Source organism: Aureimonas fodinaquatilis (assembly GCF_008369445.1).
Taxonomy (GTDB): Bacteria; Pseudomonadota; Alphaproteobacteria; order Rhizobiales; family Rhizobiaceae; genus Aureimonas; species Aureimonas fodinaquatilis.
Genome location: NZ_VTWH01000002.1, coordinates 568,581 through 594,518 on the forward strand (window position 1 = coordinate 568,581; position 25,938 = coordinate 594,518).

14 protein-coding genes are annotated in these 25,938 nt (G+C 57.4%); 7 read left to right on the forward strand and 7 right to left on the reverse strand.

Annotation, left to right across the window (positions count from 1 at the left end; genetic code table 11):
- The first annotated feature begins 150 nt into the window (after window positions 1-150).
- Window positions 151-354 carry a hypothetical protein gene (locus FPY71_RS08735; protein ID WP_149299672.1) on the forward strand — a complete coding sequence of 68 codons (204 nt, stop codon included), beginning with the start codon at window positions 151-153 and terminating at the stop codon, window positions 352-354.
- 173 nt (window positions 355-527) lie between these two features.
- Window positions 528-1,856 (forward strand): glycosyltransferase family 2 protein, encoded by a 1,329-nt coding sequence (locus tag FPY71_RS08740; RefSeq protein ID WP_149299674.1) that lies wholly within the window; start codon window positions 528-530, stop codon window positions 1,854-1,856.
- A 2-nt stretch (window positions 1,857-1,858) separates the two neighbouring features.
- Here the strand turns inward: FPY71_RS08740 and FPY71_RS08745 are convergent, their stop codons facing one another.
- From FPY71_RS08745 to FPY71_RS08760, 4 genes are all read right to left on the reverse strand, one after another.
- Window positions 1,859-2,707 (reverse strand): ExeA family protein, encoded by an 849-nt coding sequence (locus FPY71_RS08745; RefSeq protein WP_149299676.1) that lies wholly within the window; start codon window positions 2,705-2,707, stop codon window positions 1,859-1,861.
- A 45-nt stretch (window positions 2,708-2,752) separates the two neighbouring features.
- Complete coding sequence (locus tag FPY71_RS08750; RefSeq protein WP_188052274.1) at window positions 2,753-3,550, reverse strand: P-loop NTPase family protein; 798 nt, start codon at window positions 3,548-3,550, stop codon at window positions 2,753-2,755.
- Window positions 3,538-5,106 (reverse strand): GumC family protein, encoded by a 1,569-nt coding sequence (locus tag FPY71_RS08755; protein ID WP_149299679.1) that lies wholly within the window; start codon window positions 5,104-5,106, stop codon window positions 3,538-3,540. Before FPY71_RS08755 ends, FPY71_RS08750 begins: the two co-directional genes overlap by 13 nt.
- Before the next feature lie 89 nt (window positions 5,107-5,195).
- A complete protein-coding gene (locus FPY71_RS08760) occupies window positions 5,196-6,347 on the reverse strand; it encodes a polysaccharide biosynthesis/export family protein (RefSeq protein WP_188052275.1) in 1,152 nt (383 codons plus the stop codon).
- Window positions 6,348-6,681: 334 nt separating this feature from the next.
- Between FPY71_RS08760 and FPY71_RS08765 the strand changes: the two genes are divergently transcribed.
- The 3 genes from FPY71_RS08765 (at window position 6,682) to FPY71_RS08775 (ending at window position 10,786) form a co-directional block, all read left to right on the forward strand.
- Complete coding sequence (locus FPY71_RS08765; RefSeq protein ID WP_149299683.1) at window positions 6,682-7,689, forward strand: glycosyltransferase family 2 protein; 1,008 nt, start codon at window positions 6,682-6,684, stop codon at window positions 7,687-7,689.
- 319 nt (window positions 7,690-8,008) lie between these two features.
- Window positions 8,009-9,229, forward strand: a complete 1,221-nt coding sequence (locus tag FPY71_RS08770) for a glycosyltransferase family 2 protein (RefSeq protein WP_149299685.1) — start codon at window positions 8,009-8,011, stop codon at window positions 9,227-9,229.
- Window positions 9,230-9,352: 123 nt separating this feature from the next.
- Entirely contained in the window at window positions 9,353-10,786 is a 1,434-nt protein-coding gene (locus FPY71_RS08775) for an undecaprenyl-phosphate glucose phosphotransferase (RefSeq protein WP_188052276.1), read from the forward strand.
- A 4-nt stretch (window positions 10,787-10,790) separates the two neighbouring features.
- Here FPY71_RS08775 and FPY71_RS08780 read toward each other — a convergent pair whose 3' ends face one another.
- Together FPY71_RS08780 and FPY71_RS08785 are read right to left on the reverse strand one after the other, a co-directional pair.
- Window positions 10,791-11,447 carry a 4'-phosphopantetheinyl transferase family protein gene (locus FPY71_RS08780; protein WP_149299688.1) on the reverse strand — a complete coding sequence of 219 codons (657 nt, stop codon included), beginning with the start codon at window positions 11,445-11,447 and terminating at the stop codon, window positions 10,791-10,793.
- Complete coding sequence (locus FPY71_RS08785; protein WP_149299690.1) at window positions 11,444-16,015, reverse strand: MupA/Atu3671 family FMN-dependent luciferase-like monooxygenase; 4,572 nt, start codon at window positions 16,013-16,015, stop codon at window positions 11,444-11,446. The genes FPY71_RS08780 and FPY71_RS08785 overlap by 4 nt, the downstream gene beginning before the upstream one ends.
- A gap of 300 nt (window positions 16,016-16,315) precedes the next feature.
- Here FPY71_RS08785 and FPY71_RS08790 point away from each other — a divergent pair, with 300 nt between their 5' ends.
- Entirely contained in the window at window positions 16,316-22,765 is a 6,450-nt protein-coding gene (locus FPY71_RS08790; protein ID WP_149299692.1) for a type I polyketide synthase, read from the forward strand.
- A 58-nt stretch (window positions 22,766-22,823) separates the two neighbouring features.
- Entirely contained in the window at window positions 22,824-24,491 is a 1,668-nt protein-coding gene (locus FPY71_RS08795; protein WP_149299694.1) for a GMC oxidoreductase, read from the forward strand.
- A gap of 224 nt (window positions 24,492-24,715) precedes the next feature.
- Here FPY71_RS08795 and FPY71_RS08800 read toward each other — a convergent pair whose 3' ends face one another.
- A complete protein-coding gene (locus FPY71_RS08800) occupies window positions 24,716-25,927 on the reverse strand; it encodes a glycosyltransferase family 4 protein (protein ID WP_149299695.1) in 1,212 nt (403 codons plus the stop codon).
- Window positions 25,928-25,938: the final 11 nt, after the last annotated feature.

Consider the following 25,938-nt stretch of genomic DNA (forward strand, 5'->3'; position numbering starts at 1 on the left):
TCTTGACGCAATATGCTTTTTGCAACGCCGCAAAGCCCGGATTGAGAACCTGACTGGCGCAGTCAAGCGCCAGGAGCTGCTGTTCATCAAAGCTTGGTTTCGTAAGGTCAGATCCTGCACCTTGTGATTCAACGCAGTCACTTCGGCGCAATGTTCGGCCTCAAGTCTGGCCATCTGCCGGACCAACTCATTCATCCGCTTCAGCGCATTGGCTTCGGCCGCTGTCTGCTTTTCCAGGTCAGCGGTCAGAATTGCGGTCTCGACAAATCGCGTATGCCGTTCGGCGGCCAGCTCTTTCGTCAGAGAAATCACCTGCTCCCCAAGCTCACCGGCAGCGTCATCGGACAGGTGTAAACTCAACCCGATCGGTAAGGGGCGCATAACCATTCCCATTTAACAGAACGCAACATTGCGCAGTTTTTAGCTGTAGGTTATAATATAAGCTATATGTTTTGTATTGCGCTTGCTACGATTTTTTAGCCCGATATGCCGGTCATTAACCGGCCCCTGGGAACGGAATAACGCGTATGCATGCAAACAAACTGGCCCCTGTCTTCGACCATGGGCTGTTCGATGCTGAATGGTATCAGCAGACCTATCTCGACGTGCAGATGCTCGGCATGTGCAGCGCTAAGCATTATCGAAAATATGGTCACCGCTTGCAGCGTGCGCCCAGCGCCGCAGTTCAGAAAGACCCTGCAATGCTGGCGGCAATTGGCCTGCCCGCTCCAAGGCCTCATGCTGCGCTGCTTGCCGCCAGCAAAATTGCCCAGACGCATGGCTTTGAATGCGGCATCAACTACGCAGCCTTGCATGTCGCCGCCACGCGCAGATACACGATAGATCCTCTGCGGGCCAACGCTGAACTGCATCGCGGTCACGAGACCGGATGGCTAAACCATGTGAACAGGTATTTACAGCACTTCGGCGCAGCCGCAGTGCACCTTCGGCAAGGCAGCACCTTTCTGGACAGACTGGCGTGCGAAACGAAATTGCCCCCGGTTACCGACGGACCACTGGTGTCAATCATCATGCCGGCATGGAATGCGGCACAGACGATTCAGCCGGCTGTGCGCTCAATACTGAATCAGAGCTGGCAAAACCTTGAATTGCTGATCGTCGATGATGCCAGTACAGACGACACCTGGGATAAGCTGCAACATCTGGCAGGCCAGGACAACAGAGTGCGTATATTCAGGAATGCGCGCAATGTCGGCCCATATGTTTCCAAAAACATGGCGCTCAGCTATGTGGCCGGCGAATGGATTACCGGACACGACGCAGATGATTGGGCACATCCACAACGGATAGAGCAGCACATGAACCATGTGCTTGCGGCGCGTGACGAGTACCCAGTCAGCAGCACCTACATGGCGCGCATCGAACCTGACGGAAAATTCACATCATTTTCCAATGTGACAAGCGGCCTGACAAATGATGGAGTGTCGCGTCAGAGCGCAATTTCAACATTGTTTGACAGGCAATTCCTGGAAAACAGGCTCGGCCATTGGGACAGTGTTCGCTTTGGCGCTGACAGTGAAATGCTAAGCCGTGCGGCCTGCGCAACCGGCAGAAAACCGGCGATCCTGCAATTGTTCGGTATGCTTTGTCTTTCAACGGAAGGCAGCCTGACCAACCATCCTGAGTTTGGCATAGTTGCAGGCGGTGGCGGGCTTTCACGCTTGCGCCTGGAATACCGGGACGTCTGGAGCAAAATGCACAAGACGCAATCCATGGACGCGTGTTACCTGCCCTTCCCGCTATCGGCGAGCCTGTACAACAGTCCGGCTTCACATTTCGTCGATATTGATGATGTGCGCCACATACTGGCGCAACATCAGGCAGCGAGGGCGTGAAGTTAGATTGTGCCAGCGACTGGCAGACCCTGTGGGCGGCTGCCAAACACGCCGTGCTCTGCACGATCAGCTATAACCTGATGCACAATGCGCGGGGTCACCAGCGTCGCCTCTTCGGCATAGGCATAAACGAGACAGCGGTCGGCCAGCACGTTCATCAGACGCGGTACACCATTGGAATCTTCGTGAATCATCCGCTTGGCTTCGCTGGTGAACAACTCACGCTCACAGCCGGCCACGCGCAGGCGGTGGTCCATGTAGAACGTCGCTTCAGATGGCTGGAGCGCCGGCAAATGGAAATCGGCTGAAACGCGCTGGGCGAATTGCTCCATGCCCGGCCCCTGCAGGGTGGCGCGCAATTCCGGTTGGCCCACCAGAATAAGCTGCATCATCATGATTTCGGTGTTGACGTTGGAAAGCATACGCAGCTCTTCCAGACGTTCCGCATCAAGATTTTGCGCCTCATCCACAATCAGGACAACACGGCCACGCTGATGGTACTCATTTTCGATGAATTCAGCATAGCGCTTGTACAGGCCGGCATAAGAACCCTCTTCAAACGGCTGGCCAAATGCCATGAGTATCCATTGCAGAATGGGGCCCGCACTGCGCGGCGTATGGCTGATGAGGCCGGTACGCACCTCATTTTCCAGGTTGCCAAGCAATTGCCGTATCAAGGTTGTTTTGCCGGAGCCAATCGCTCCGGTGATGACAGTAAAGCCTGCCTGATTGACGATGCCGTATTCCAGCATCGAAAATGCCATCTGGTGATTACGGCTGAAATATAAAAAACGTGGATCTGGCAGGATGGAAAATGGCTTTTCCCGCAGACCGAAATAAGCTTCGTACATCAAACGGCTCCTATTGCCGAGTATCAAAAACTGGGCACGCCCCTGTCACATGCCGTGCGGGCGAGCGCGGTTCATAACAACCTGCGTCTGGCTGTTGGCTGGCAAAAATGTTTTGCAGGCTTCCAGCTCAGTTACGGTTGAGCGGCCGACGGCCAGCACCAGCAGGATCAGATCCGCCAATGGCAGCATATGCACGGCATCATCACCGGCAAGCATCGGAGGCAGGTCCAGAAGAAGAATGTCCGGGCGCAACTCACGCTTGACGCGTTCGACAAATTCACTCGGATCAACATCATGTGGCGCAGACAACAGGTTGATGACGTGTGCACCGGCCTGAATGCGCCGAACATGCCCCATCAAGCCCACAGCGCCCTCATCCGGAGCCTGCCGTGGCAGGCCGAACAGGCCGGAAAAACCGCCATGCCGGGGTTTGAACTCCACCATCAGCACAGTCAGTGTTTTTAGCCGGGCAAGCGAAAAGGCCAGATTGGCAGCCACCATGCTGACACCGCATTCGGTTGTCGGCGCGGTCACGGCTATCGTCTGTGTTCCATCAGCCGCCATGATATTGGTGACATGGCTGCGCAGGATATCGAAACCGCGGGTCTGCGGATCGGTCTTGTCGAACGCGGCAATATGGTTGGCACTCAGCAATGCAGGCGCCGGCTTATAGGGTGGATTGGCCGGATCGGCTTCCGCCAGAGCCAGAACACCATCCCGCTGGAACAGACCTGCCACGCGGAGCGAACGGCCGGTACGCTGCTCTCTGGCCTGATTGGCAGGAGGCGCGGTCATAGGAGAAAGAGAACGTGCCCGGTGTAGAGCCTCGGTTACGCGGTCCATGAAAAATCCCCACCCATTGCATGGTGTTGAACTGAAAAATGTGTCGTGAAATGCTCATTGGAAGGGCCGGGCAAACCGGCAAGACCGGAAGCGATAGCCAGCGCCAACATGGGGCTGGCAAGACCGATACGGCTCAACCATTTATTTTTGCGGCCAAGTTCAGGAATAACGACCACTGACTGGCCTTCGAGTGAACGTGTCAGATCAAATGTTCCGCGTATGGTGCGGTCCAGGAAATCAGAGGCATACAGGCACGCTGCACCGACTACGCCAGCAAGACCCAGCAAGACCAGAAACAGCTTGCTGCGGCTCGGCTCCGATGCGTAGCGGGGCACTTCCGGTGCCTCGACCACTTGGATCTGATCAGCATTCTGATCTTCCTCAAGACGCAGCCCCACCCGTGCGGTATCAAGCTTGGCGCGCATTTCTTCCAGGCTGCGCTGGGCAGATGCACGGTCCCGATCAAGGGCGGCCATCTGCGCACCAACTTCGGGTGAGCGGGCAATGTTGTCGCGCAGCCAGGTTACACGCTCCTGCAAGTCCTGCTGCTGCTTCACCAATGCTTCGCGGCGAGGCTTGGAAAGCTCGATACGCTCGGCGATCAATGCCAGCTCCGGCGTCAAGGTTGGCGCTTCGGAAGATGCAGGTTGTGCGGCCTGTTCAGCAATCTGCGCCTGCAAAAACTCAATGCGCGATTGCAGGCTGCGAATTTCAGGATGCGCATCGGCCATTGTCGACGATTTGTTGGCAAGGTCGGTTCTCAGCTCATCAAGCTGCCGCTGGCGTGCAGCCGCTGCCGTATCTGCAAGGGGTGCGCTGTAGCGATATTCTGCTTCCAGCAGGCGTATTTCATCATCCAGTGCAGGGATAGCCCGGCCCACTTCGGTCAGTTCCTGCTCCCGGGTGTTCAGCTCGTCTGTTAAAGCGTCCATGCGGCTCGGCAGCGCATTGCTGTTCTGCTCCAGAAACTCGCGCCAGGTCTTGTCCCTCTCATCCAGACGAACCGTCAGTGCATCGACCTCCCGTTCCAGAAACTGCGAAGTCTCTGCGGCACGACCGGTCCGGCTGTCGCGGTTTTCCTGGATGATCATGTTCACCAGTTCAGTTGCAACTGCCGCCGCCAGTTCCCGATCACCATAGGTGAAACGAACATTGAAAACCGAGCGGTTGGCATATTGCAGCGACTCTTCTGTCGCCAGAGGAATGATGGCGATGTGCCCGCGGACAAGGCCCGCCAGACGCGTGTCGGAAAGACCATTCCGCACATCTGGAAACAGGTCCATACGATTGACGAGATCCAGCAGCTTGTCGCGTGCCAGAACGCGCTGTTCAATGAACTGCAAGCGCTCATTGGCAACTGTTGATGAAACAAGCGAATTGGCGTTCTGGTCCGAGCGCACAACGATAATTGCTTCCGCCACATAGCTGCGGGGCAATTGCATGATGACAACCAGACCAACAAGCACAACGGCTATGGCAGGCAGGATGGCATAGAGTGGACGGCGAAGCGCCAACTCCAGATAGTATTTGATGTTTCTGGTGATCTCGTTATCCATGCCACCGCTCCGTCAACGCTGCCGCGCTGCAATATAAATTATAGATAGAGACTGCGCTTGAGCAACCCTTGGTTGCTTTGCAAGATCGCTCAATTCTGCACAGCCGCCGAGCGGGCGTTGCCATTGGTGAAGGTGACCCGAACCAGATCGCCGGGCCGCAGCACGGTGGTCTCATCGGCAGGCTCTTCTGTCACGGCGCCATTATCGGTGCGCACCACTGTGTAGCTGACAACAACGCCGCGCTGTTGAGCCATTTCGGAGTCGATATAGATCGACTGCACACGCTCACCTTCTGCAACGGCTTCCTTGGCGGCACGCAGTTCCCGTTCCGCATCATGCAGTTCGGTCAGCAATGCAGCTTCACGCTGGCTCAAAAATGTGTCCATGCGTGAGCCTTCGGCAATGGCGGTGCTTTCAAGGGCACTCAGATCATTTTGAAACTGATCGCCCTGCTCTTCCAGCTCTGCCACTTCCGCTTCCAGCTCCAGCTTGGCAGACACATGTGCCAGACCCTTGGCCACCAGCACCGAGCTGTTCTGCAACCGCTGACGCGCCAGTTCCACGCGGGAGGCAACGCTGCCTATCTGGCGGCGCATTGCGGCAATGCTGCTGTCGCTCAGCTCTTTCAAACGTGTCTGGCTTGCCAGCTGGGCCTTGACCTCGGCCTGACGGCTTTCCAGTACACGCCGTTCCTGCGCAAGAAAGCGGTTGCGGTCGCCATCCGATATTCCGGCGCTCTCTTCCGGCGTCAGTTCAATATCGGTTCCGTCGGCCAGTTCGGTGTTGATGCGGGCCCTGCGAACCGTCAACTCTGCAATCAACCGGCGAGACTGGGCAAGCTCGCCCTCTACAACCACTGCGCGATCTCGATCCTGGGCCAGCATCGGCGTGCGATACAGGCCACCCGACAGGCTGACTGCGTGCAACACAGTCATCGACGGGCGGAATGGATAGGAGCCGGGTTCGTTGACCTCGCCGACGACAAACACCATTGGCATGTGCTGCGGGCCGGGTTGCAACATAACTGTCAGATCAAGCTGGCCTTTAAAGTAACCGGCGAGCTTGTCCGAGAGTGCTTTTTCAAGCTCATCGACCGTCAGGTCCTGGGCCTGAATCTGCCCCGCCAGCGGCAGTGAAATTCTGCCATCCGGGCTGATCACCGTTTCACGGTTCAAGCGGGAATCCTGCGCAACCCAGATTTCCACCGCATCGCCCGGTTGCAACCGGTAAGCGTCCGCCATGGCCAAACTTGGCAACAGGAAAAAGAGGAAACAAAAAGCTTTTATCATCAATCGCATTGGTCAGCTCCGGGCGAATAAAAATCCCGTGGAAAATTAAGAATGTAACTGTGGCTCGCGCCGCATTTTTACGCGTCTGCGAACAACCCTGAAACTAAAGGAAAGCGAAGCACTTGGCGCGTACGCAATTAGAGGTAATATGCTCATACTCCGGCAGGAAAAAACGCCCCGCCACCTCCCACCGGAGGACTACCGCGCTTCGTTTGAACCAGTCACCTTGCACCCTTGCCGGATAGCCGGACCCGTTCAGTAATCCTCCACAAAGGCAAATCCGCCGATGCCCTATAGCACGAATCAAACCCAGACCCGCCATTCCGGCATCGGGGTTGTGATAATTGGTCGCAATGAAGGCGCCAGACTGGTCGCCTGCCTTGCCTCGCTGGGAGAATTGGCTCCAACGAGCGCCTATGTGGATTCAGGCTCAACCGACAACAGCACTGCCAATGCGAATGGCGCCGGTGTGCAGGTGGTCAATCTGGATATGTCGGCTCCGTTCACCGCTGCCCGCGCGCGCAATGCCGGATATAAAGCGTTGCAGCAGAAATTTCCCGCATTGCAATATGTGCAGTTTGTCGATGGAGATTGTGAACTGGCGTCAGGTTGGGTGGAATCCGCCGCGAATTTTTTGGACGCCAACCCGAAGGTGGCCATTGTTGCCGGCCGAAGACGGGAGCGGTTTCCCCAGGCGACCATCTATAATGCGATGACGGATCGCGAATGGTCGGTGCCTGCCGGAGAGAAGGAAGAGTGCGGCGGGGACTTTTTGATCCGCACCGAAGCATTTTCAGCCGCCAACGGATTCAACCCGGCTTTAATTGCCGGCGAAGAACCGGAACTGTGCGTGCGATTGCGCGCGGCGGGCTGGCAGGTTCACCGGATTGACCATGAAATGACCCGGCATGATGCAGCCATGACGAGATTTGGCCAGTGGTGGAAACGAAATGTGCGGGCAGGCCACGCTTTTGCAGAAGTTTCGCGCATGCACCGTGATACCCCAACCGGTATCTGGCGGCGCAATGTCAGAGGCGCAGTCCTGTGGGCGGGCATTATACCGGCCATTGTGCTGGCTATTACTTTGCTGGTTCACCCGGCTGGCCTACTCCTTCTGGGCGTATATCCTGCACAGATCGCTCGCATGGCAATGAGAGCTGGTGCCAGCAGACCTGAAAACTGGCAGCACTCAGCCTTCCTTGTTCTGGGCAAATTTCCCGAGCTTCAGGGAATACTCCAATATGAATGGAACCGCCTGACCGGAAAGCGCCAAAGGCTTATCGAGTACAAATGACCCCACGTCTTTAGCATCAACCCCCTCTCCGCCTTTGATTCGTGATTCTTCAAGGGGTTAACAGATAGTTAATGCCTGTTTGACCGGGTAAGACCAAAAGCGGGTGCACACTGCATCGGAAACTTTCACCGTGGAATCTTCCGAGGTGTACCCATACACAACTTTTGATTTACAATGTGACTGAAAGACTGCGCGTGCGAGGCACGCAATACGCCTAACCTAATTCGCAAGGACAACTTGTAGGAAACAGCCCCAATTGAGATTCTGCACCCGTTTTTAAGGCCCTGCTTAGCCGGGGCAATTTTCGGGGGCTCCATTCGTGGCTCATTTACTCAATGCATTTTTTCTTACTTTAAATGCCGCGCTGGCCATACCAACCGCCATTTACAGTGTTGAAGTCGCCAGCGGTATGCTGTTGCGTAAACGTGCTGGCATTCAGCCAGGTGCGCGCCGTCCTCAAGTTGCAATTGTTGTGCCGGCGCACAATGAGGCTTCAGTCATTGGCCCCACTCTTGCAGCATTGCACGCACAGATGCAGCCGGATGACCGGATTGTTGTGGTGGCAGACAATTGCGATGACGCCACTGCGCAAATTGCACGCGAGGCCGGGGCCGAAGTCGTCGAGCGTTTCAATACTGAGTTGCGCGGCAAGGGCTATGCGCTGGATGCCGGGATCAGCTACCTGAGAGACAACAACCCACCGGAATGTGTGTTGATTGTTGATGCAGATTGCCGGCTTTCCGCCGGTTCGCTTGATCTTCTGTCAAAACAGGTTGCCGAAACTGAAAAGCCGGCTCAGGCAGTCTACCTGATGTCCGCACCGGAAGGTGCGCCATTGGAAACCCATGTTGCCGCTTTTGCCTATGTCATCAAATGTCTGGCACGCCCACTCGGCGTTTCCCGCCTTGGTTTGCCAACACAATTGCTGGGCACCGGCATGGCCTTTCCATGGAAAGCCCTGGCATCGGTGGATCTGGCAAATGGCCATCTTGCCGAAGACCTGAAGCTGGGACTTGATCTGGCCCAGAACGGTTATGCGCCATATCTGTGCGAGGACGCACTGGTTACCAGTGAGTTCCCCATCTCCAAGGAAGGCTTGCAGGCACAACGTTCGCGTTGGGAAAACGGGCATCTTTCCATGGTGTGGAGCGCCATGAAAATGCTGTTCAGACCCGGCGGCATGCGCCGTCCAGGTGCTGTGGTGCTTGGGCTGGACATGATTGTTCCGCCGCTGTCGCTGCTGCTGCTTCTGCTGATGGCTTCCAGCTTCGCTACAATACTCGTCGCGTTGATACTTGGCGATGTTGGCGGCCTGGAATTCACACTGCTCAATCTTGCACTATTCGGCACAGCTTCTTTTGCCGGCTGGTTGCGTTATGGCCGGGATATACTACCGGCGTCTGACTTTGTTCACATTGCGTCTTATGCATTTTCCAAAGTTCCACTGTATGTCAACAAACTGATCTTGCGCCGCAAGCATACTGGCTGGGTGCGGACAGAGCGTGACCAAACAGAAAGCACATCAGAATTGCGTTCCTGAACATTTAACAGGGCGGCCGCTCTGAGCCTTGGGCGTCAGGCGGCCTGACCACGATTTTCAACATTCAACACCGTAAGCCCGCGCCACCATGCCGGGCCAATGGTTGCTTTTTGCGAGGCCGCTATGGCGCTTATTCAGAACACGCCCAATACCGCTTTGCCTGCCATTGCCCGTCCGCGGCGGCCAGGAAAGGCGTTTCATTACGATGATATTGCCAAGGTTGTTGCCACGCTTGATGTGGTGCTGATCGTCGCAAGCAGCGTTGTTTCCGGGCTTTTGTATCACTGGCTTGCTTATGGAATGCTGATTGATCCTTCACAATCAATCGGCGTCGGTCTGACACTTGCGGCGGCCTTCGTGCTGGTCATGAGTGCAAGCGGCCTGTACCAGCCTACCGCACTCTTGTCATTCGGCACTCAGTTCAAATCGCTGTTTCTGGCCGGCATCGGCATCGTGACCTTCATGACCGCGGTGGCATTCTTCCTCAAAATCGGCGGTGATTTTTCCCGCGTTTCAATGGGGTCTTTCACCGTACTGGCCTTGAGCACAGTTGCCGTCAGCCGGCTTGTCTGGCGCGACCAGCTGCGCAAGGCCATGTCGCATGGCCTGTTCCAGATGAAGCGGGCTTTGTTGATCTGCGGTGACTCATTCAATCACGATCGGCTTGCGGAAGAAGTTTCGCACTACGGGATGGCGATTCAGCATGTCCTGCGCTGCCCGAACGACGATTTCTCGTCGCTGGCAGGCGCGTTCAGCGCAGGTATCGGCTTTTCGGTCGATGAGGTGCTGGTTGCTACGCCTTACGGCAACCTGCCCCATGTTGACACGCTGTTGACGGAACTGCGTGCCCTGCCTCTGCCCATCAAGGTTGTGGTCAACGACTTTGCTGCCGAACTGGTGAGCCAGCCAATCCAGCATATTGGTGGTCTGGTTGCATTTGAAATCCAGCGCCGCCCGCTGACCCTGACCGAGCGTTTTATGAAGCGCGCTTTTGACATGATGTTTGCGGCAATGGCGCTGATTGCCCTGGCCATTCCATTCATCTTCGTGGCAATCGCCATCAAGCTGGACAGCAAGGGCCCGGTATTTTTCCGCCAGCAGCGCCGCGGTTACAACAACGAAGCGTTCCGCATCGTCAAGTTTCGCTCCATGCGCGTACAGGAAGATGGCGATACGGTAACCCAGGCACGCCGACAGGACAGCCGCATCACCAAGGTTGGCCGGTTCATTCGCGCAACCAGCATTGATGAGTTGCCGCAGTTCTGGAATGTGCTGTGTGGCCATATGTCGATTGTTGGCCCACGTCCGCACGCTGTTGCGCATGACCGTGAATATGACCAGATGATCCGCAAATACACCTTCCGCCGCCATGCCAAGCCGGGCCTGACGGGCTGGGCGCAGATTAATGGTCATCGTGGAGAGACACCAACGCTTGGCCACATGGAAGCGCGCCTTAACTATGACCTGTGGTACATCCACAACTGGTCGCTGTTTCTGGATATGCGCATCATCGGCCGGACTGTTCTGGAGATGATCAACTCCAAATCGGCTTACTAGCGCTTTAAGCGACGAGCGTCAGACCTGTCAGAATGTGGCCGCCTGTGACAAGCAGGCGGCCTTTCCATGTCTGGCCTTTGGTAAAGCCCGCCACATCCATAGCCCAGATTGCCGTGAACCTACCCGCCTGCAGGTCTGGCAACACTCGGAAAGCTTCAAAACCGAAGAGTTCATTCGTCAGCGGATATTGCGCCTTGTAGGCGCATTCCTTGGCGCTGAATATCACCTTGGCCATCAGGCCCGCCTCGTGCTCGGGCAGACCGTGCAGATAGTCCAGTTCGCTGTCAAAGCAGATCTCCTGCCACAGGTCAGGTTCCAGCGGCTGGGCTTCTTCAATATCCAGACCCAGCGCACGCACGCCATCGGCCTGCCGGGCCACTACGGCCCCGCACAGGCTGGCGGAATGGCTGATGCAGCCCACAAGCCCCGCTGGCCATACTGGCGAGCGATCCGGTGCAACGGCCACTGCCTGCGGGTGTAACCCCAGTTGCGCCATGGCAGCGCGTGCACACGCGCGCCCGGTGGCAAACTCTGCCCGGCGTGCAGGCACCGCCGCCGCAACCTGCGCTGCCTCCAGCGCAAAAAGCCCTTCCGCCCGATAGGGTGGAAGGGCCTCGAAGGTTGCAACCGGCCGGTCAAACAGACGCGGCAGCAGCTTCATCCAGTTTCACGCACGCGCACTATTCCCCCGCGTCGCTCGTTCAAGGCATTGCGGCGCATGGCAGCACGATCCGCAACCCGGTTCAAGCGTTCATCTGCTTTGCTGTCGCCATCAATGTGCGCGGCAAGCGCCCCGGCCGTGGGAAAACGGAACAGGTCGGTGATTGTCAGCGCCGGAGCAACGGAAGCCTTGAGCTCGCGGTGCGCCTGCACGGCCAGCAGCGAATGTCCACCCAGTGCAAAGAAGCTGTCGGAAAGCCCAACCCGCTCGACACCCAGAATCCGCTGGAAGGTTTCCACCACCGCCTGCTGGGTTGAATTGTCCGGCGCAACATAGCTCTGCGTGCTGGCAGGAGCCTTTGCGTCTTCCGGACGCGGCAATTGCTTGCGATCCACCTTGGCGTTCGGCGTCAGAGGAAATGCGTCCAGCGTCAGAAAATGCGCCGGTATCATGTAGTCCGGCAAGTCGCGCGTCAGTTCGGTGCGCAACGTCTCGTCTGCCGGTGCTTCACCCTCCACACGCATGTAGGCAACAATCCGCACGTCGTCTTTGCGGTCTTCCCGCGCCATGACAACCGCCTCGACAATGCCCGGCAATGCCGCGAGGCGGGATTCAATCTCGCCCAGCTCAATACGATAGCCACGCACTTTGACCTGATGGTCTGCACGGCCAAGGAAATTCAGTGTGCCATCGGCAGAGAATGAGACCAGATCGCCGGTGCGGTACATGCGCCTGCCGGTAAACGGATCCTGCACAAAGCGCTCTGCCGTCAAGTCCGGCCGCTGAATATAGCCGCGGGTTACACCCTCTCCGCCAATATACAACTCTCCCGGGAAGCCGGGAGGTACAGGCTGTCCGGCCACATCCAGCGCGTAGAGCTGAGTGTTGGCAATTGGCTTGCCCAGTGGCACAACGCCTTCAGACTGGTTGGCTGTCAGCGTGGAAGACCAGATCGTGGTTTCCGTTGGCCCGTACATGTTTTCAACGCTGGCCGAAGACACCGCGGCAATGTCGCCCAACAGCGAGGAGTGCAACGCTTCACCACCAATGAACAGGTGGCGCACACGCGCGAGTGCAGAGCGGTTTTCATCCGAGTCCAGGAACATGCGCGCCATGGATGGCGTGCACTGCAGATGGGTTACGCCGTGGCGAGCGATCAGGCTGGCAAAGCTTTCCGCTTCGCTTGCCTCGGCCTGTGGTGCACGATTGCGAGCCACCACATCGGCCAGATGCGGCAGGCTTTGCAGCACTGTGTCGCTGTTCACGCCGAAATCAATCAGGCAGGCAACATCATCCACGCCAACGGCGGCAATTTCATCCAGCCGACGCGCAGCATCTTCCACCGTGCCAAACAGGCCGGAATCTTCAAAATAACGCTGGAAGGCAAAGTCCAGAATTGCGTCCACCTCGTCCTGATCCAGCGAGCGCAGATCAATATCCATGGCGTTGGTTGCGCCCTGCGGTTTTTTGAAGGCCGGAAACGCCCAGGCATATTGCTTGATCAACGCCGCAGCACTGCGCAAATATTCCTTCAATGGCTCTCTGGCTTGTTGGCGAACAACCTCGCGGTCTGTGCCAACCAGGGTGTGCAGCATCAAGGTAACCTTGAATGCGCTCGGGTCATGACCGCATTCGCGCAATGTTTCGCGGTATATGCGAATCTTGTCGCCAAGTTCGGCAACAGACTGCCCCAGCAAGTGCGTCAGCACGTTGGCGCCGGCACGCGCTGCGTCACGGTAGGTTTCAGGGTTTCCGGCTGTGGTTATCCAGACCGGTAGTTCCTTCTGCACTGGCCGTGGCTGAGTCACCACAGCGGCTTTGCCGGAACCAAAGTCGAATTCAACGGCTTCGCCCCGCCACAAGCGCCGCACCGTTTCAATGTCGCGCAGCATCGCCGCCTTGTTGTTGGGCGGAGTGTTTTCCGGACGCAGCACAAAGTCTTCCGGCATCCAGCCGGAGGCAAAGGCCAGGCCAACACGGCCATTGCTCAGATTGTCCAGAACCGACCATTCTTCCGCAACACGCAGCGGGTGGTGCAGCGGCAGAACGCAGCTGCCCGCACGGATGGCAAGGTTTTTGGTGATAGAGGCTACGGCGGCGCCCGTTACAGCCGGATTTGGATATGGACCGCCAAAAGCATGGAAGTGCCGCTCTGGCGTCCAGATAGACTGGAACCCATGCTCGTCGGCAAATTTTGCGCCTTCCAGCAGCAGGCGATATTTGGCCGGGCCTGCCCCATCGTCATTGCCCCAGTAAAACAGGCCGAAATCCAGCGCCTTCAACGTGCCGGTAAGCCGCTGGGAAGCCGCGGCGGCGGCACTGTAGACCACCACCTTGAAGCCGCGGGTCAGCGTCCAGAAAAGCTCCAGTACAGAAATGTCGAAGGACAGGCTGGTAACAGCCAGCCAAACCGGCTGGTCAGGACCATCCACCCCGGCAATCCGATCATCCATGCCGGCAAAGAAGTTGGCCGCATTGCCATGTTCCACCATCACGCCCTTCGGGCGGCCTGTGGAACCGGATGTGAAAATAACATAGGCCAGATTAGAGGATGTTGAACCGGAAGTCGGGCGGGTGGCCGGCCAATCCTGAGCCAGCACGTCCTCTATCACCATGACGCGCACGCCCGCCAGCGCCGGAGAATTTGCCAGCGAACGGTCGGTCAGCACCACCGGGGCGGCGCTGTCTTCAATCATCAGGGCCAGGCGATCGGCCGGAAATGCCGGATCCAGCGGCACATAGGCGCCGCCAGCCTTGTGAATGGCCAGACCGCCCGTAACAAGGTCCATGCCGCGTGGCAGATGCAGGCCAACCAGCACATCCGGGCCAATACCCGCCGCTTGCAAGGCATGGGCAATGCGGTTGGCGCGCTCATCCAACTGGCGGTAAGTCAGTTGCCCGGCGCTGTCAGCCACTGCAACCAGATCTGGCGTGCGGTCAACCTGCAGCTCGATCAGCGAATGCATGGTGGCCTGCCGGTCATAGTCCCGCTCGGAGCGGTTCCACTCAAACAGCACGCGGTTCTTTTCCGCCTCATCCATCAACGGCAGTGACAGCATGGCCGCATCATCAGCGAAGCCGGCAGCAAAAATGCCGAAACGGTGCGCCAGTTCCTGCGCCTTGTTATGTGAGACGCGGTTGGCATCATAAAAGAGCTGCCCGCCAGAGGTGTTGAATGCGAAGGTCAAGGCAGTGCCCTGCACCGCCTGCCCGTTTTCGCTGATGGCAATTGCCAGACGCGCGGGCGACAGGCCCGGCGTTCTCTGCACCAGATCAGCCGCAAAAACGCCACGCTCTTTCAATGCAGCGACGCGTTGGGCAAAGCCGGAAACAAATTCTGCCACCGTGGCATTGTCCGCAGATTCGATGCGCAGCGGGACCGATGGTGAAAAATATTCCGGGAACTCAGAGGCAAGGCTTGCAATTCCGGCATGGACAAACGCCACATCAAAAGCTGGTTCACCGCCAATGCGCCGCAAAAATGCCGCGGCAACAGCCATGCCGCCATCGGCCGGCGCTGCCAGGTCAAGCGAGCGTATATCGGCCTGCACCGATGGGGCTGCAATACCGGGGATATCCAGATCTGCCGCGGATGCAATGGCCTTTCGGAAAAACGCCTCATGCGTTGCCGCTGCTTCTGTTGCAACTGTCAGACTGGCGCTCTCATCTGCGTTGATGCGCGGCAGCAAATCGCCCTTGCGCAGAAATTGCGTTACCGGCAGCCCCCCGGCGCATTGCGCCGTTACAAGAACGGGCTTGTCTGCTGTGGCAATGACCGCAGCATCTGCACGCAGATCCAGCACCTCACCTGGCAGACCGGGTAACGCCTCGTCCAGCACAGTCAATGTTTGAACCGTCAGCAATCCCCTGCCCGTCTGCAGCTTGGCGGTGGAAAGTGGATTGCGGTAGCCCGCACCAAAACTCAAAGCCCGAACAGTTTGCGACAGCGCCTGTGCGCCCTGGTCAAAATCCAGCGTGCCAGCCGCCACAGGCCGCTTGCTGCGCGCAAAAAGCTGGCGGTTGGTAAAATCCTGCGCCACCGGCTGTACGCCATCTTCCAGCGCAACAAGCACCCGTGCAAAAGAGGCAATGCCTGCTTCAAAGCATTTGGTGTTCAGCGTCAGTGCGGTATCGTCCGCCTCCAGCGCAAACATTTCCTGCGCGTAGATTGCACCCTCATCAATGCCATCGGTAATGGCGTGCCAGGTAACGCCATGCTGCTCTTCGCCAGCCAGCAGAGCCCAGCTTGGGGTGTTCAAACCGGCATAATGCGGCAATGGCCCATCGTGAAAGTTGATTGCACCTCTGTTGGCACCGGCCCACACAGCGTGCGGAATCATCCTCAGATTGGCGACACTGAACAACCAGTCGTATGAGGTGTTACCCAGCACACTCGCCAGATCGCCCTGCCATTGCAGAGCCTCGATCCCTTCGCCCCTGGCCCACTGGCGCACCGATGAATTAGCGGAAACAATAGCAGAGATTGTGTGGCCTCTGGCCAGCACCAGCCTTGCGCATTCCACGAGAAGAGATTCGTCACCCACCATTACGCAATTGAAAGCGGCCATCGCAACAGGCTCCAAAACAACTTAGAATATGAATGCGGCGACTATGCTCATCAGCTGAATTGAAGATCAACGTGTCCTTCCGGTGGCATCGGAAGGTGGGCTATGGGTGCATATTATCCACCAGAAGGCGTATAGGCATCCATAATTTTATCCCTTGGGTATAAGTCATATCTTCCCAAATGCTAGCGTGACGCCTTGCATGATAAAGCTTACCACTGATCGCAGCGGCTAGCTTGTTTTTGGCCGGGAAGACAGCATTTCATTGTTTAAATTCCAAACTATAGATTGCGGGCGGACGATATGGCTGATGAAACTTTTTCACCCAATGACATAGCAATCGTCGGTATGGCGCTTCGCGTACCGGGTGCGAAAGATGCCGCAGGCTTCTGGAAAAACCTATGCGATGGCGTTGAATCCATCAGCACTTTAACCCCGGAAGAGCTTATCCAGCACGGCGAAAGCGCCGAGCGCATGCATCATCCAAATTATGTACCGCGCGCAGCCGTGCTGGATGAAATGGAGTTGTTTGATGCCGATTTCTTTGGGCTCAGCCCCAAGGAAGCGGCGATTATGGACCCGCAGCATCGGCAGTTTCTGGAATGCGCCTGGGAAGCGATGGAAGATGCCGGGCGCACGCCTGATACGGCCAATGGCCCGGTGGGGGTTTTTGCCGGCTGCGGCATGGGAAGCTACTTCTACTTCAACGTTTGCAGCAACCGACAACTTGTTGAAGAAACAGGCATGTTTCTACTTCGCCACACGGGCAACGACAAGGATTTCCTGGCAACCAGAGCCTCGTTCAATTTCGATTTGCGCGGCCCCAGCGTTAACGTGCAGACCGCCTGCTCAACATCTCTGGTCGCCGTGCATTATGCCTGTCAAAGCCTGTTGAATGGCGAGTGTGACATGGCGCTTGCGGGCGGTGTCACCATCGAGCTGCCGCATCGTCGCGGCTATGTGTTTCAGGATGGTGAAATTCTTTCGCCAGATGGCCATTGCCGGGCGTTTGATCACCGCGCGGCTGGCACGGTATTTGGCAGCGGCACGGGCGTTGTGGTGCTGCGCCGTCTTGCCGATGCCATGGAAGATGGCGATGTCATCCACGCGGTCATCAAGGCCAGTGCCTTGAACAATGATGGTGGCACAAAAGCGGGCTACCTCGCCCCCAGTGTTTCCGGTCAGGCAGAAGCAATTGTCGAGGCGCAGGTTCTTTCCGGACTGCCCGTGGAAACCATTGGCTATGTCGAGTGCCATGGCACCGGCACCTATCTTGGCGACCCGATTGAAATTGAAGCTCTGACCCAGGCTTTTCGGCAAAGCACCAGCCAGACCGGCTTCTGCCGGATTGGGTCGGTTAAAACCAATATCGGCCATCTGGACACGGCGGCCGGTGTTGTCGGCCTTATCAAAGCGGCGCTGATTGTGAAGCACGGCCAGATTCCGCCAAGCCTGAATTACGAAAAGCCGAACCCTTCCATTGCGTTTGAAACAACGCCATTCATTGTCAATGACCGTTTGACCGAGTGGCAGGATACAGGCGCGCCGCGCCGTGCCGCCATCAACTCGCTTGGCGTTGGCGGCACCAATGCGCATGTTATTTTGGAACAGCCACCAGTCGCCAGCACGCCCAAGGGCCGCCCGGCTTCGGCAGACAATGACAATGCGCAATTGCTGGTCTTTTCGGCAAAAAGCCGCAAGGCTCTGGATGGCGCAGTCGCCCGTCTGGCAGCGCGATTGGCTGATGACTCCAACCTGTCATTGCGTGACACGGCTTACACATTGCTGCACGGGCGCAAGGCGTTTGAACATCGCCGGGTTGTGGCCGTGCGCGATCGGCAGGATGCCATTGCAACACTGAGTGACACCGAAACACGCCGCGCCTTCACCCACTCGGCAATGGACAGCACCAGCGGAGCAGTGTTTCTGTTTCCTGGCGGAGGGGCGCAGCACACCGGCATGACCGCGCAGCTTTATGCGCAGGATACCGGCTTCCGCGCATTGGTGGATGAGGGCCTTTCCTATCTGCCCGCTGCCGCCGCCACAGAAATCCGTCAGGCCTGGCTGGAAGCATCCGCCGGCAATGAAGCCGCAGCGCAAGCCCTCCTCAAGCCATCGGTTCAGCTTCCTGCCATTCTCATTATCGAAATTGCCATTTCCCGCACGCTGATGGCGGCTGGCATTCGGCCAAGCGCATTGATTGGCCATTCCATGGGCGAAAACGCTGCTGCCTGTCTGGCAGGGGTTTTCAGCTTCAAGGATGCGGTCAACCTTGTGCGCCTGCGTGGTGAGTTGTTTGACACGATTGCCCCAGGCGGCATGCTGAGCGTGCCAATGGATCCGGCATCGCTGCAGGCAATTCTTCCAGAAGCGCTGGACCTTGCTTCCGTCAACGCACCGCAATTCTGCGTCGTTTCCGGCAAGAATGAAGATCTGGAAGCGTTCCGCGCCGATTTGCTGGCGCGTGATATTGAAAGCACCCGGATACAGATCGACATTGCGGCCCATTCGCGAATGCTGGATGATATTCTGCCGCGCTTCGAGGCATTTTTGCGCAGCATCCGGTTGTCGGCACCACGCATTCCAATCATGTCCAACCTGACCGGCGAATGGCTGTCGGACGCGCAGGCCATAGACCCGACATACTGGTGCAGGCATTTGCGCTCCACCGTGGAATTTGCCCGCGGAATGGGCGCATTGGCAGCCGACAAATCCCGCGTCTATATTGAAGTCGGCCCCAGCCGTGCCTTGAGTTCGCTGGCCAAGGCGCAGGGCAATATCGATGCAAACCAGATCATCAATGCATTGCCACACCCGGACGAGGTGGTGGACGATCGGCTTTATCTGCTGACCGCCATTGGCCGCGCTTTTGCCGTGGGCCTGCCGGCTGACCTTTCCGCAATGTTCAAGGACAGCGGCGCGCGCCGCGTGTCTCTGCCAACCTATGCATTTCAGCATCGTCGGTTTTTCATTGAACAGGCAGCAGCCACAACCGCCAAGGCGGGCGAGGCAGCGCCGCTTTTGCGCCGTGCAGACATTTCCGATTGGGGCTACCGCCCGGTCTGGAAGCAATCCCTGCCCGATATTGAAAGCGAAGTGGCAGCAGAACGCCAGTTCTGGCTGGTGTTTGCCGATGAAGGCGGAATAGGCGCAAACCTGACCGAAAGGCTTCGCAAGGCAGGACACAGGGTCGCAACGGTTCGACTGGGCGACAATTTTGGCAAACGCGGCGCTGATGACTATGTGCTGTGCCCGGAAAACGAGCGCGCTGGCTATGACGCTTTGTTCAGCGGGTTGGCGGCTGATGGCGAGATGCCAAGCCAGATTGTGCATTTGTGGCTTTTGACCACGGATGAAAGCCACCGCCCCGGCTCCAGCTTTTTCCACCGCAATCAGGAATGCGGGTTTTACAGTATATTGTATCTATCCCAAGCCATGGCAGATGCCGGGGCTGGTGCACCACTGCACCTGACAATTGCCACCAATGGCATGCAGCGGGTGGCAGATGAGGCCGTGCCATGCCCGGAAAAGGCAACCATATTGGGCCCGGCCCTGGTGCTGCCCAAGGAAATGCCCGGTGTCACCGTGCGCATTGCCGATATGGACCTGCCGGTCAAAGTTGCACAGAAGCAAACGCGCAGCACGCTGTTTGCACGCCGCAGGCCTGAAGCTGACGAACAATTGCCCGATACTGAAGGGCAATTGTGGAACGAGTTGATGGCCGCTCCAGCTACGGAAACACTGGCTTATCGTGCTGAAAAGCGCTGGAAGCGGGCTTATGCGCCGCTGAAGCTTCAGGAAACCGACAAGTTGGCAATCCGGCAGCGCGGTGTCTACATGTTCACCGGCGGTCAGGGTGATCTGGCGCTGGCACTGGCGTCGCAGCTGGTCAATGATTATCAGGCAAAAATTGTTCTGGTTGGCCGTCGGCCTCTGCCGGACCGCAGCCAGTGGCCGCTGCTTTCAAAAGCACTGAACCGCCGCGACCGGACCCGCCGCACCATTGCGGCCATTTCGGCCATGGAAGAAACCGGCGCAAAAGTTCTGTATCTGAATGCCGATGTCGGCAATCAGGTCGAAATGCAGGCTGCGGTTGCAGAAGCTCGCAAGGAGTTCGGCGAACTCAACGGCGTGTTCCACACTGCAGGTCTGGTAAAGGACGATCTGATTCCGCTGAAAACCCATGCGGATGTGGAAGAAGTGTTTGCGCCAAAGGTGCACGGCACTGCCGTTCTTGCCGATAGCCTCGATCAGGAAAAGCTGGATCTTCTGGTGCTTTTCTCTTCCACCAGTACCGATACTGCGCCTGCCGGTCAGGTGGATTACGTTGCCGCCAACGCCTATCTGAACGCCTATGCAGAAAGCTGCCGCAACCGCACAGACCGAAAAACCGTGGCCGTGCATTGGGGTGTGTGGGATGAAACCGGACTTGCTGCCCGTGCCATGGGGCGCAGTGTGGTTGACTCGCAGACACTGGAACCTGCCAGCGGCCCGTTCTTCACCCACTGGGTGGAAGACGAGGATGAAAATCTGTGGCTCGAAACTTCCATAAGCCCCCGCACACACTGGCTTCTGTCTGAGCACAGGCTTGTTTCCGGTACGGCAATTCTGCCCGGCACCGGCTATATCGAACTGTTGCTGCAAGCGGCTCGTGAATACGGCCTGGCCGAGGCAGTGGAAATTCGCGATCTTGTGTTCCTGCGTCCGCTGGATGTGGAAGACAATGCCGAAAAGCTGGTTCGGTTGCGTTTGGAGCCGACCCGTCAGGGGCTGCGGGCCACCATTACGGCGCAGGCCAGCGATGGGGCATTTGTGCGCCATGCCGAAGCGCTGCTTCTGCAGGCCGCGACTGAACAGCCCAGGATCGATATTGCGGCTGTTCAGGCACGCTGCACCGAGCGCACAGCGGCAGAGCCGGGTCAAACCCTGCGCGCTGCGCAGGAGGATCACGTCCGCTTCGGCCCGCGCTGGCGGGTTCTCAAATCCCTTTCCCTGGGCAAAGGCGAGGCACTGGCAGAGCTTGAACTGGCAGAGCAGGCAAAGGGTGATGACACCCGCCTGCACCCTGCCCTGATGGACATTGCCACTGGCTGTGCCATGGATCTGATTGCCGGCTATGGCGACAGCAAGGTTCTGTGGGCACCGGCCTCCTATGCAAAGCTGCGCGTTCTGGCTCCCCTTCCGCAAAAGACCGTCAGCTGGCTAAGGCTGGCTGATGCCGAGGGTCTGGGTGATGGCTATGCGGCGTTTGATGTGGTTCTGGCCGACGAGGCCGGCAATGTCATAGCGCAGGTCGACCACTTCATCATCAAACGTCTGGATGATGATGTCAGCTTTGCCGCGCCGGCTGCCGATACGGCCCGTGCGCCATCTGCTGCTCCACGCAGCACGTCGCCGGCAGTTCTTGCCCTTGCGGCGCAAGTGGCACAGGGCATTCGTCCTGCAGAAGGATTTTCCGCACTGGTTCGTGCCCTCGGCACCGGAGAAAGCCAGCCGATCATTTCTTCCATGGATCTTCCAGCGCTTATATCCCGTGCGAACCAGCCTCTGGAAGAGGTTGAAAAATCATCGCAATTGTTCGAACGGCCGGCACTTGAACGAGATTTTGTCGCCCCACGAAATGCTATTGAACGCAAGCTCGCAGATTTCTGGCGGGAGTTGCTGGGTGTTGACGGAATTGGCGTTGATGACAGCTTTTTCGACATCGGCGGTCACTCGCTGATCGCGGTCCGGCTGTTCCGCATGATCCGGCAGGAATATGGTCTGGACTTTCCGATTTCCGTGCTTTTTGAAGCGCCGACTATTGCAGCCTGCGCCGCATTGATTGGTGAAAAGGTTGGCACGCAGGATGGCGAAGACGGCAGCACGGAACCGCGTCAGGAAGACGCCACCTCCAAGCTGACGCATCTGGTTGTCATGCACAAAGGCAAGAACCCACAGGCAACGCCGTTCTTCCTGTGTGCAGGCATGTTCGGAAACATTCTGAATTTGCGCCATCTGGCACTGCATCTTGGCACCGACCGCCCGGTTTATGGCCTGCAATCGCGTGGGCTGTACGGAATGGAATCCCCTCACGAGACATTTGAGGAAGCTGCACGCGAGATTATTTCCGAAATTCGCACTGTGCAGCCACATGGTCCTTATCTGCTCGGCGGCTTTTCCGGTGGCGGCATAACCGCTTTTGAAATTGCCCGGCAGTTGCAGGAGGCAGGGGAAACCGTAAGCCGCCTGATCATGCTGGATACGCCATTGCCAACCCAGCCGGCTCTGACGCAGATGGACCGTCTGGACATGAAATTGCAGGATCTCAAGCGAAACAAGCTGTCATTTGTATCGCAATGGTGGCGCAACCGGATGCTGTGGGAAAAAGAGCGGCGTGAAAAGGAATCTGCCGCAACCTCCGAAAACTCGACAGAGCAATTCCACAATCACAATATTGAAGCGGCCTTCCGCCGTGCTTTGGAGCTGTATCAGGTCAGGCCCTATGCAGGCACGGTGCATCTGTTCCGCCCGGTTCCCGATGTTGTGTATCAGTTGCGGGATGGCCGCCGCCTGCAGGAAGGCCGCACCATTGTGCTGGATGACAATGGCTGGACCCCGTTTGTCGATGAGCTGGTTGTTGCCATCGTTCCGGGTGATCATGACGGCATGGTGCTGGAACCCTGCGTGCGGGTTTTGGCAGAGCGCATGCGCCAGGTGTTGAATGAGGCGCCGGTCAACACCTCGCAATCGGTTTTGATGGCCGCTGAGTGAATCAGTAAACGACTGCACGGGAGCATATTTTACAGTCAATATTTTTGGATAAATCATTATGATAAACGACGATTTGGATGGCCTCGACGATCATTTTTCCGGTGTCTGCATCGTCGGCGCCGGCCCCGTTGGCATTTCTCTTGCGGTGGAACTGGCACGGCTTTCCGTGCCAGTGCTGCTGCTGGAATCTGGCGGGAAAAAGCGTGATCCCGAAATTCAGGCACTTTCACAAGCCGATTTTTCCAAGGCGGACAGTCATGACGACATGACGATTGCCGTGGCGCGCATGCTGGGCGGCACCTCCAATTTCTGGGGTGCCCGCTGCGTCATCTACGATCCGGTGGATTTCATGCCCCGGCCCGGCCTTGTCGATGCAAAATGGCCAATTGAATATCAGGACGTGTACAAGCATTACGCCCGCGCCTGCGAGCTGGCAGACACTGGCCAACTCGTCTACTCCGCGCCGATTGCCGGATTGGAAACAGACGACAAAAGCTTCAGCTTTGACAGTTTGGAACGCTGGGCCAATGAGCAGAAGCTGCAGGTCACCCACCGCAAAATCCTGAGCGAAAGCCCTTTGATCGATGTGCGTTTGCACAGTGCGGTAACGGATATCGGCCTTGGTGATGATGGCAAGGTGCGTGACGTCGAAATTTCGCGCGCAGATGGCAGCGGCAAGCGCCGCCTTGGTGTCTCAACGCTTGTTCTAACCGCTGGCGGGTTGGAAAGCACTCGCCTGCTTCTGGCCACTCGCCGCAAATCACCCGATCTGTTTGGTGGGCCCGATGGCCCGCTTGGCCGCTATTACATGGGCCACGTCATTGGCGAAATTGCTGATATGACGCTGACGTCTGACCGCCTGGATAAGGCGTTTGACTTTTTTGTCCATGAAAGTGGCTCGTATGTTCGCCGCCGCTTTGTGCCAAGTGTCGAAACGCAATTGCAGGAAGGCATTCTCAACACGTCACTTTGGCCAGTTGTGCCACCGGTTGCCGACCCGCGCCATCAAAGCTCCATTCTGTCACTGGTCTATCTGGTCATGGCTTATGGCCCGGTGGGAAGGCTCATTGTGGCCGAAGCCATTCGACGTCGCCATGTTTCCGACAAGCCGCAGGATGTCTTGAAGCATGTTCGAAATGTTCTTTCCGGCATGCCAGAAGCCGCGCGCCATGCCAGCAATTTTCTGATCCGGCGCTATACCGGTAAGGAAAGGCTGCCAGGCCTTTTTGTGCCGAACAAAAGTCGCCGCTATGGCCTTTCCTATCACTCGGAGCACAGCCCGGATGCATCAAGCCGGGTTTGGTTGACAGACAAGACAGATGCTCTTGGCTTGCCGCGTCTGGAAATTGACCAGCGTTTTCCGGAAGCGGATGCACAGTCGGTGGTCAAGGTGCATGACCTGTTTGAGAAATGGCTGCACACAACCGGCTTTGGCACTCTGGAATACCGCATGCCTCGTGAAGACAGGGTTGCCGGCGTCATGGCGCAGGCACGCCATGGCACACACCAGATCGGCCTGATCCGCATGGCAGACAACCGGCGCGAAGGCGTTGTCGATGCCAATCTGCGCAGTTTTGATCTGGATAATCTATACGTGGCAAGCGCTGCCGTATTGCCTACTTCCGGTCAGGCAAACCCGACCCTGACCGCTATTGCGCTGGCGGTCAGACTTGCCAACCATCTGGCAGAAAGCCGTTTTGCAACTCAGGCGGCCGTTGCCGCCTGATGATTGTACCGCATTGTCCTGTCGTTGAAGCGAGTCCGCTTCAACGGGAAATGCTGAGGCCTTTTATTATCCGCATTGTCCTGTCGTTGAAGCGAGTCCGCTTCAACGGGAAATGAAGGCTTCTCGCTTTTTCGCATTGTCCTGTCGTTGAAGCGGATCCGCTTCAACGGGAAATGAAGGCTTCTCGCTTTTTCGCATTGTCCTGTCGTTGAAGCGAGTCCGCTTCAACGGGAAATGCTCTGTTCCCTAAACAGGCTGGCCAGATAAGCCGCTTCCTGATCCAGATTATGCCGCTCCCGCACCAGCGCCTGCCCACGCCGCCCCATATCAGCGCAGGCAACATCCGGCGCTTCAAGGCAACGCAGCATTGCTGCCGCTGCGGCTTCCACTGACCCGGCAGAAAACAGCCAGCCCGTTTCACCCTCGCGCACCAGTTCCGGTATCGCGGCAATTTCGGTTGCAAGAACCGGGCGGCCCAGCGCATAGGCTTCCATAATCACCACGGGCAGCCCTTCGGCAAAACTGGTCAGGATCATCGCCCGTGCAGCCAGTATCTGATGGCGCACCTCATCGCCACTGGCCCATCCGGTGATGGTAACCGTATCTCCCAACCCTTCCCTGGCAATCAACCCTTCAATATCCGGGCGCAATTCACCATCGCCCACCAGCACCAGTTCAAAATCCACACCGCGCTGCTTAAGCAGCGCCGCAGCCTGAACCAGCAACCAATGGCCCTTTTGCCCACCCAGACGCCCCACCGTCACCAGACGCCGCGGATAAATTGGCGCGGGAGATGGTTCCAGCACATAAGCAGGGTCCAGCCCGCAGCGAACAATTCTGATCTTGCCCCAGTCGGCAAACTCCGCCCAACGATAGATCTGGCTGGCGCAAAAATCGCTGATGGCAGCAACAAACTTGGCGTGGTGCACCTTGTCGCCCAGCTTCATGAAGCGCGGCGCATCAAATTCATCCGGTCCATGCACGGTGAAACTGTAAGGTATGCCGGAAAGCATGCTCGTCAGCATGGCGACTTCGGCGGAGTTGGTGCCAAAATGCGCGTGAATATGCTGGGCCCCGACCTCTGCCAGATGTTCGGCCTGCAAACATGCTTCAGCCAGCGTAATGGCGTGTACAGCAGGGGACCGGTCGCTTTTGCGCATCATGCGCAGGCTCTGGCGCGCCGCTGCCCAGAACTTTTTCGGGTTGCGAAAAAGCTGTTTGGCCGTCGCTGAAACCAGCGGCACAGCTCCACCCTTCAGCAAATAATAGGTCTGTTTCTGCTCTGCTATATCTTCCGGATCAACAAGCTCTGCATCCCAGCCGCGCATGGCAGTGCGGTGCACGCGAACCCCGGCCTTTTCCAGCGCCAGAATTTCACGTCGAATGAAACTGTGGCTGGTCTTGGGATATTGATTGATCAGATACGCAACTTCCATAACTCAACATG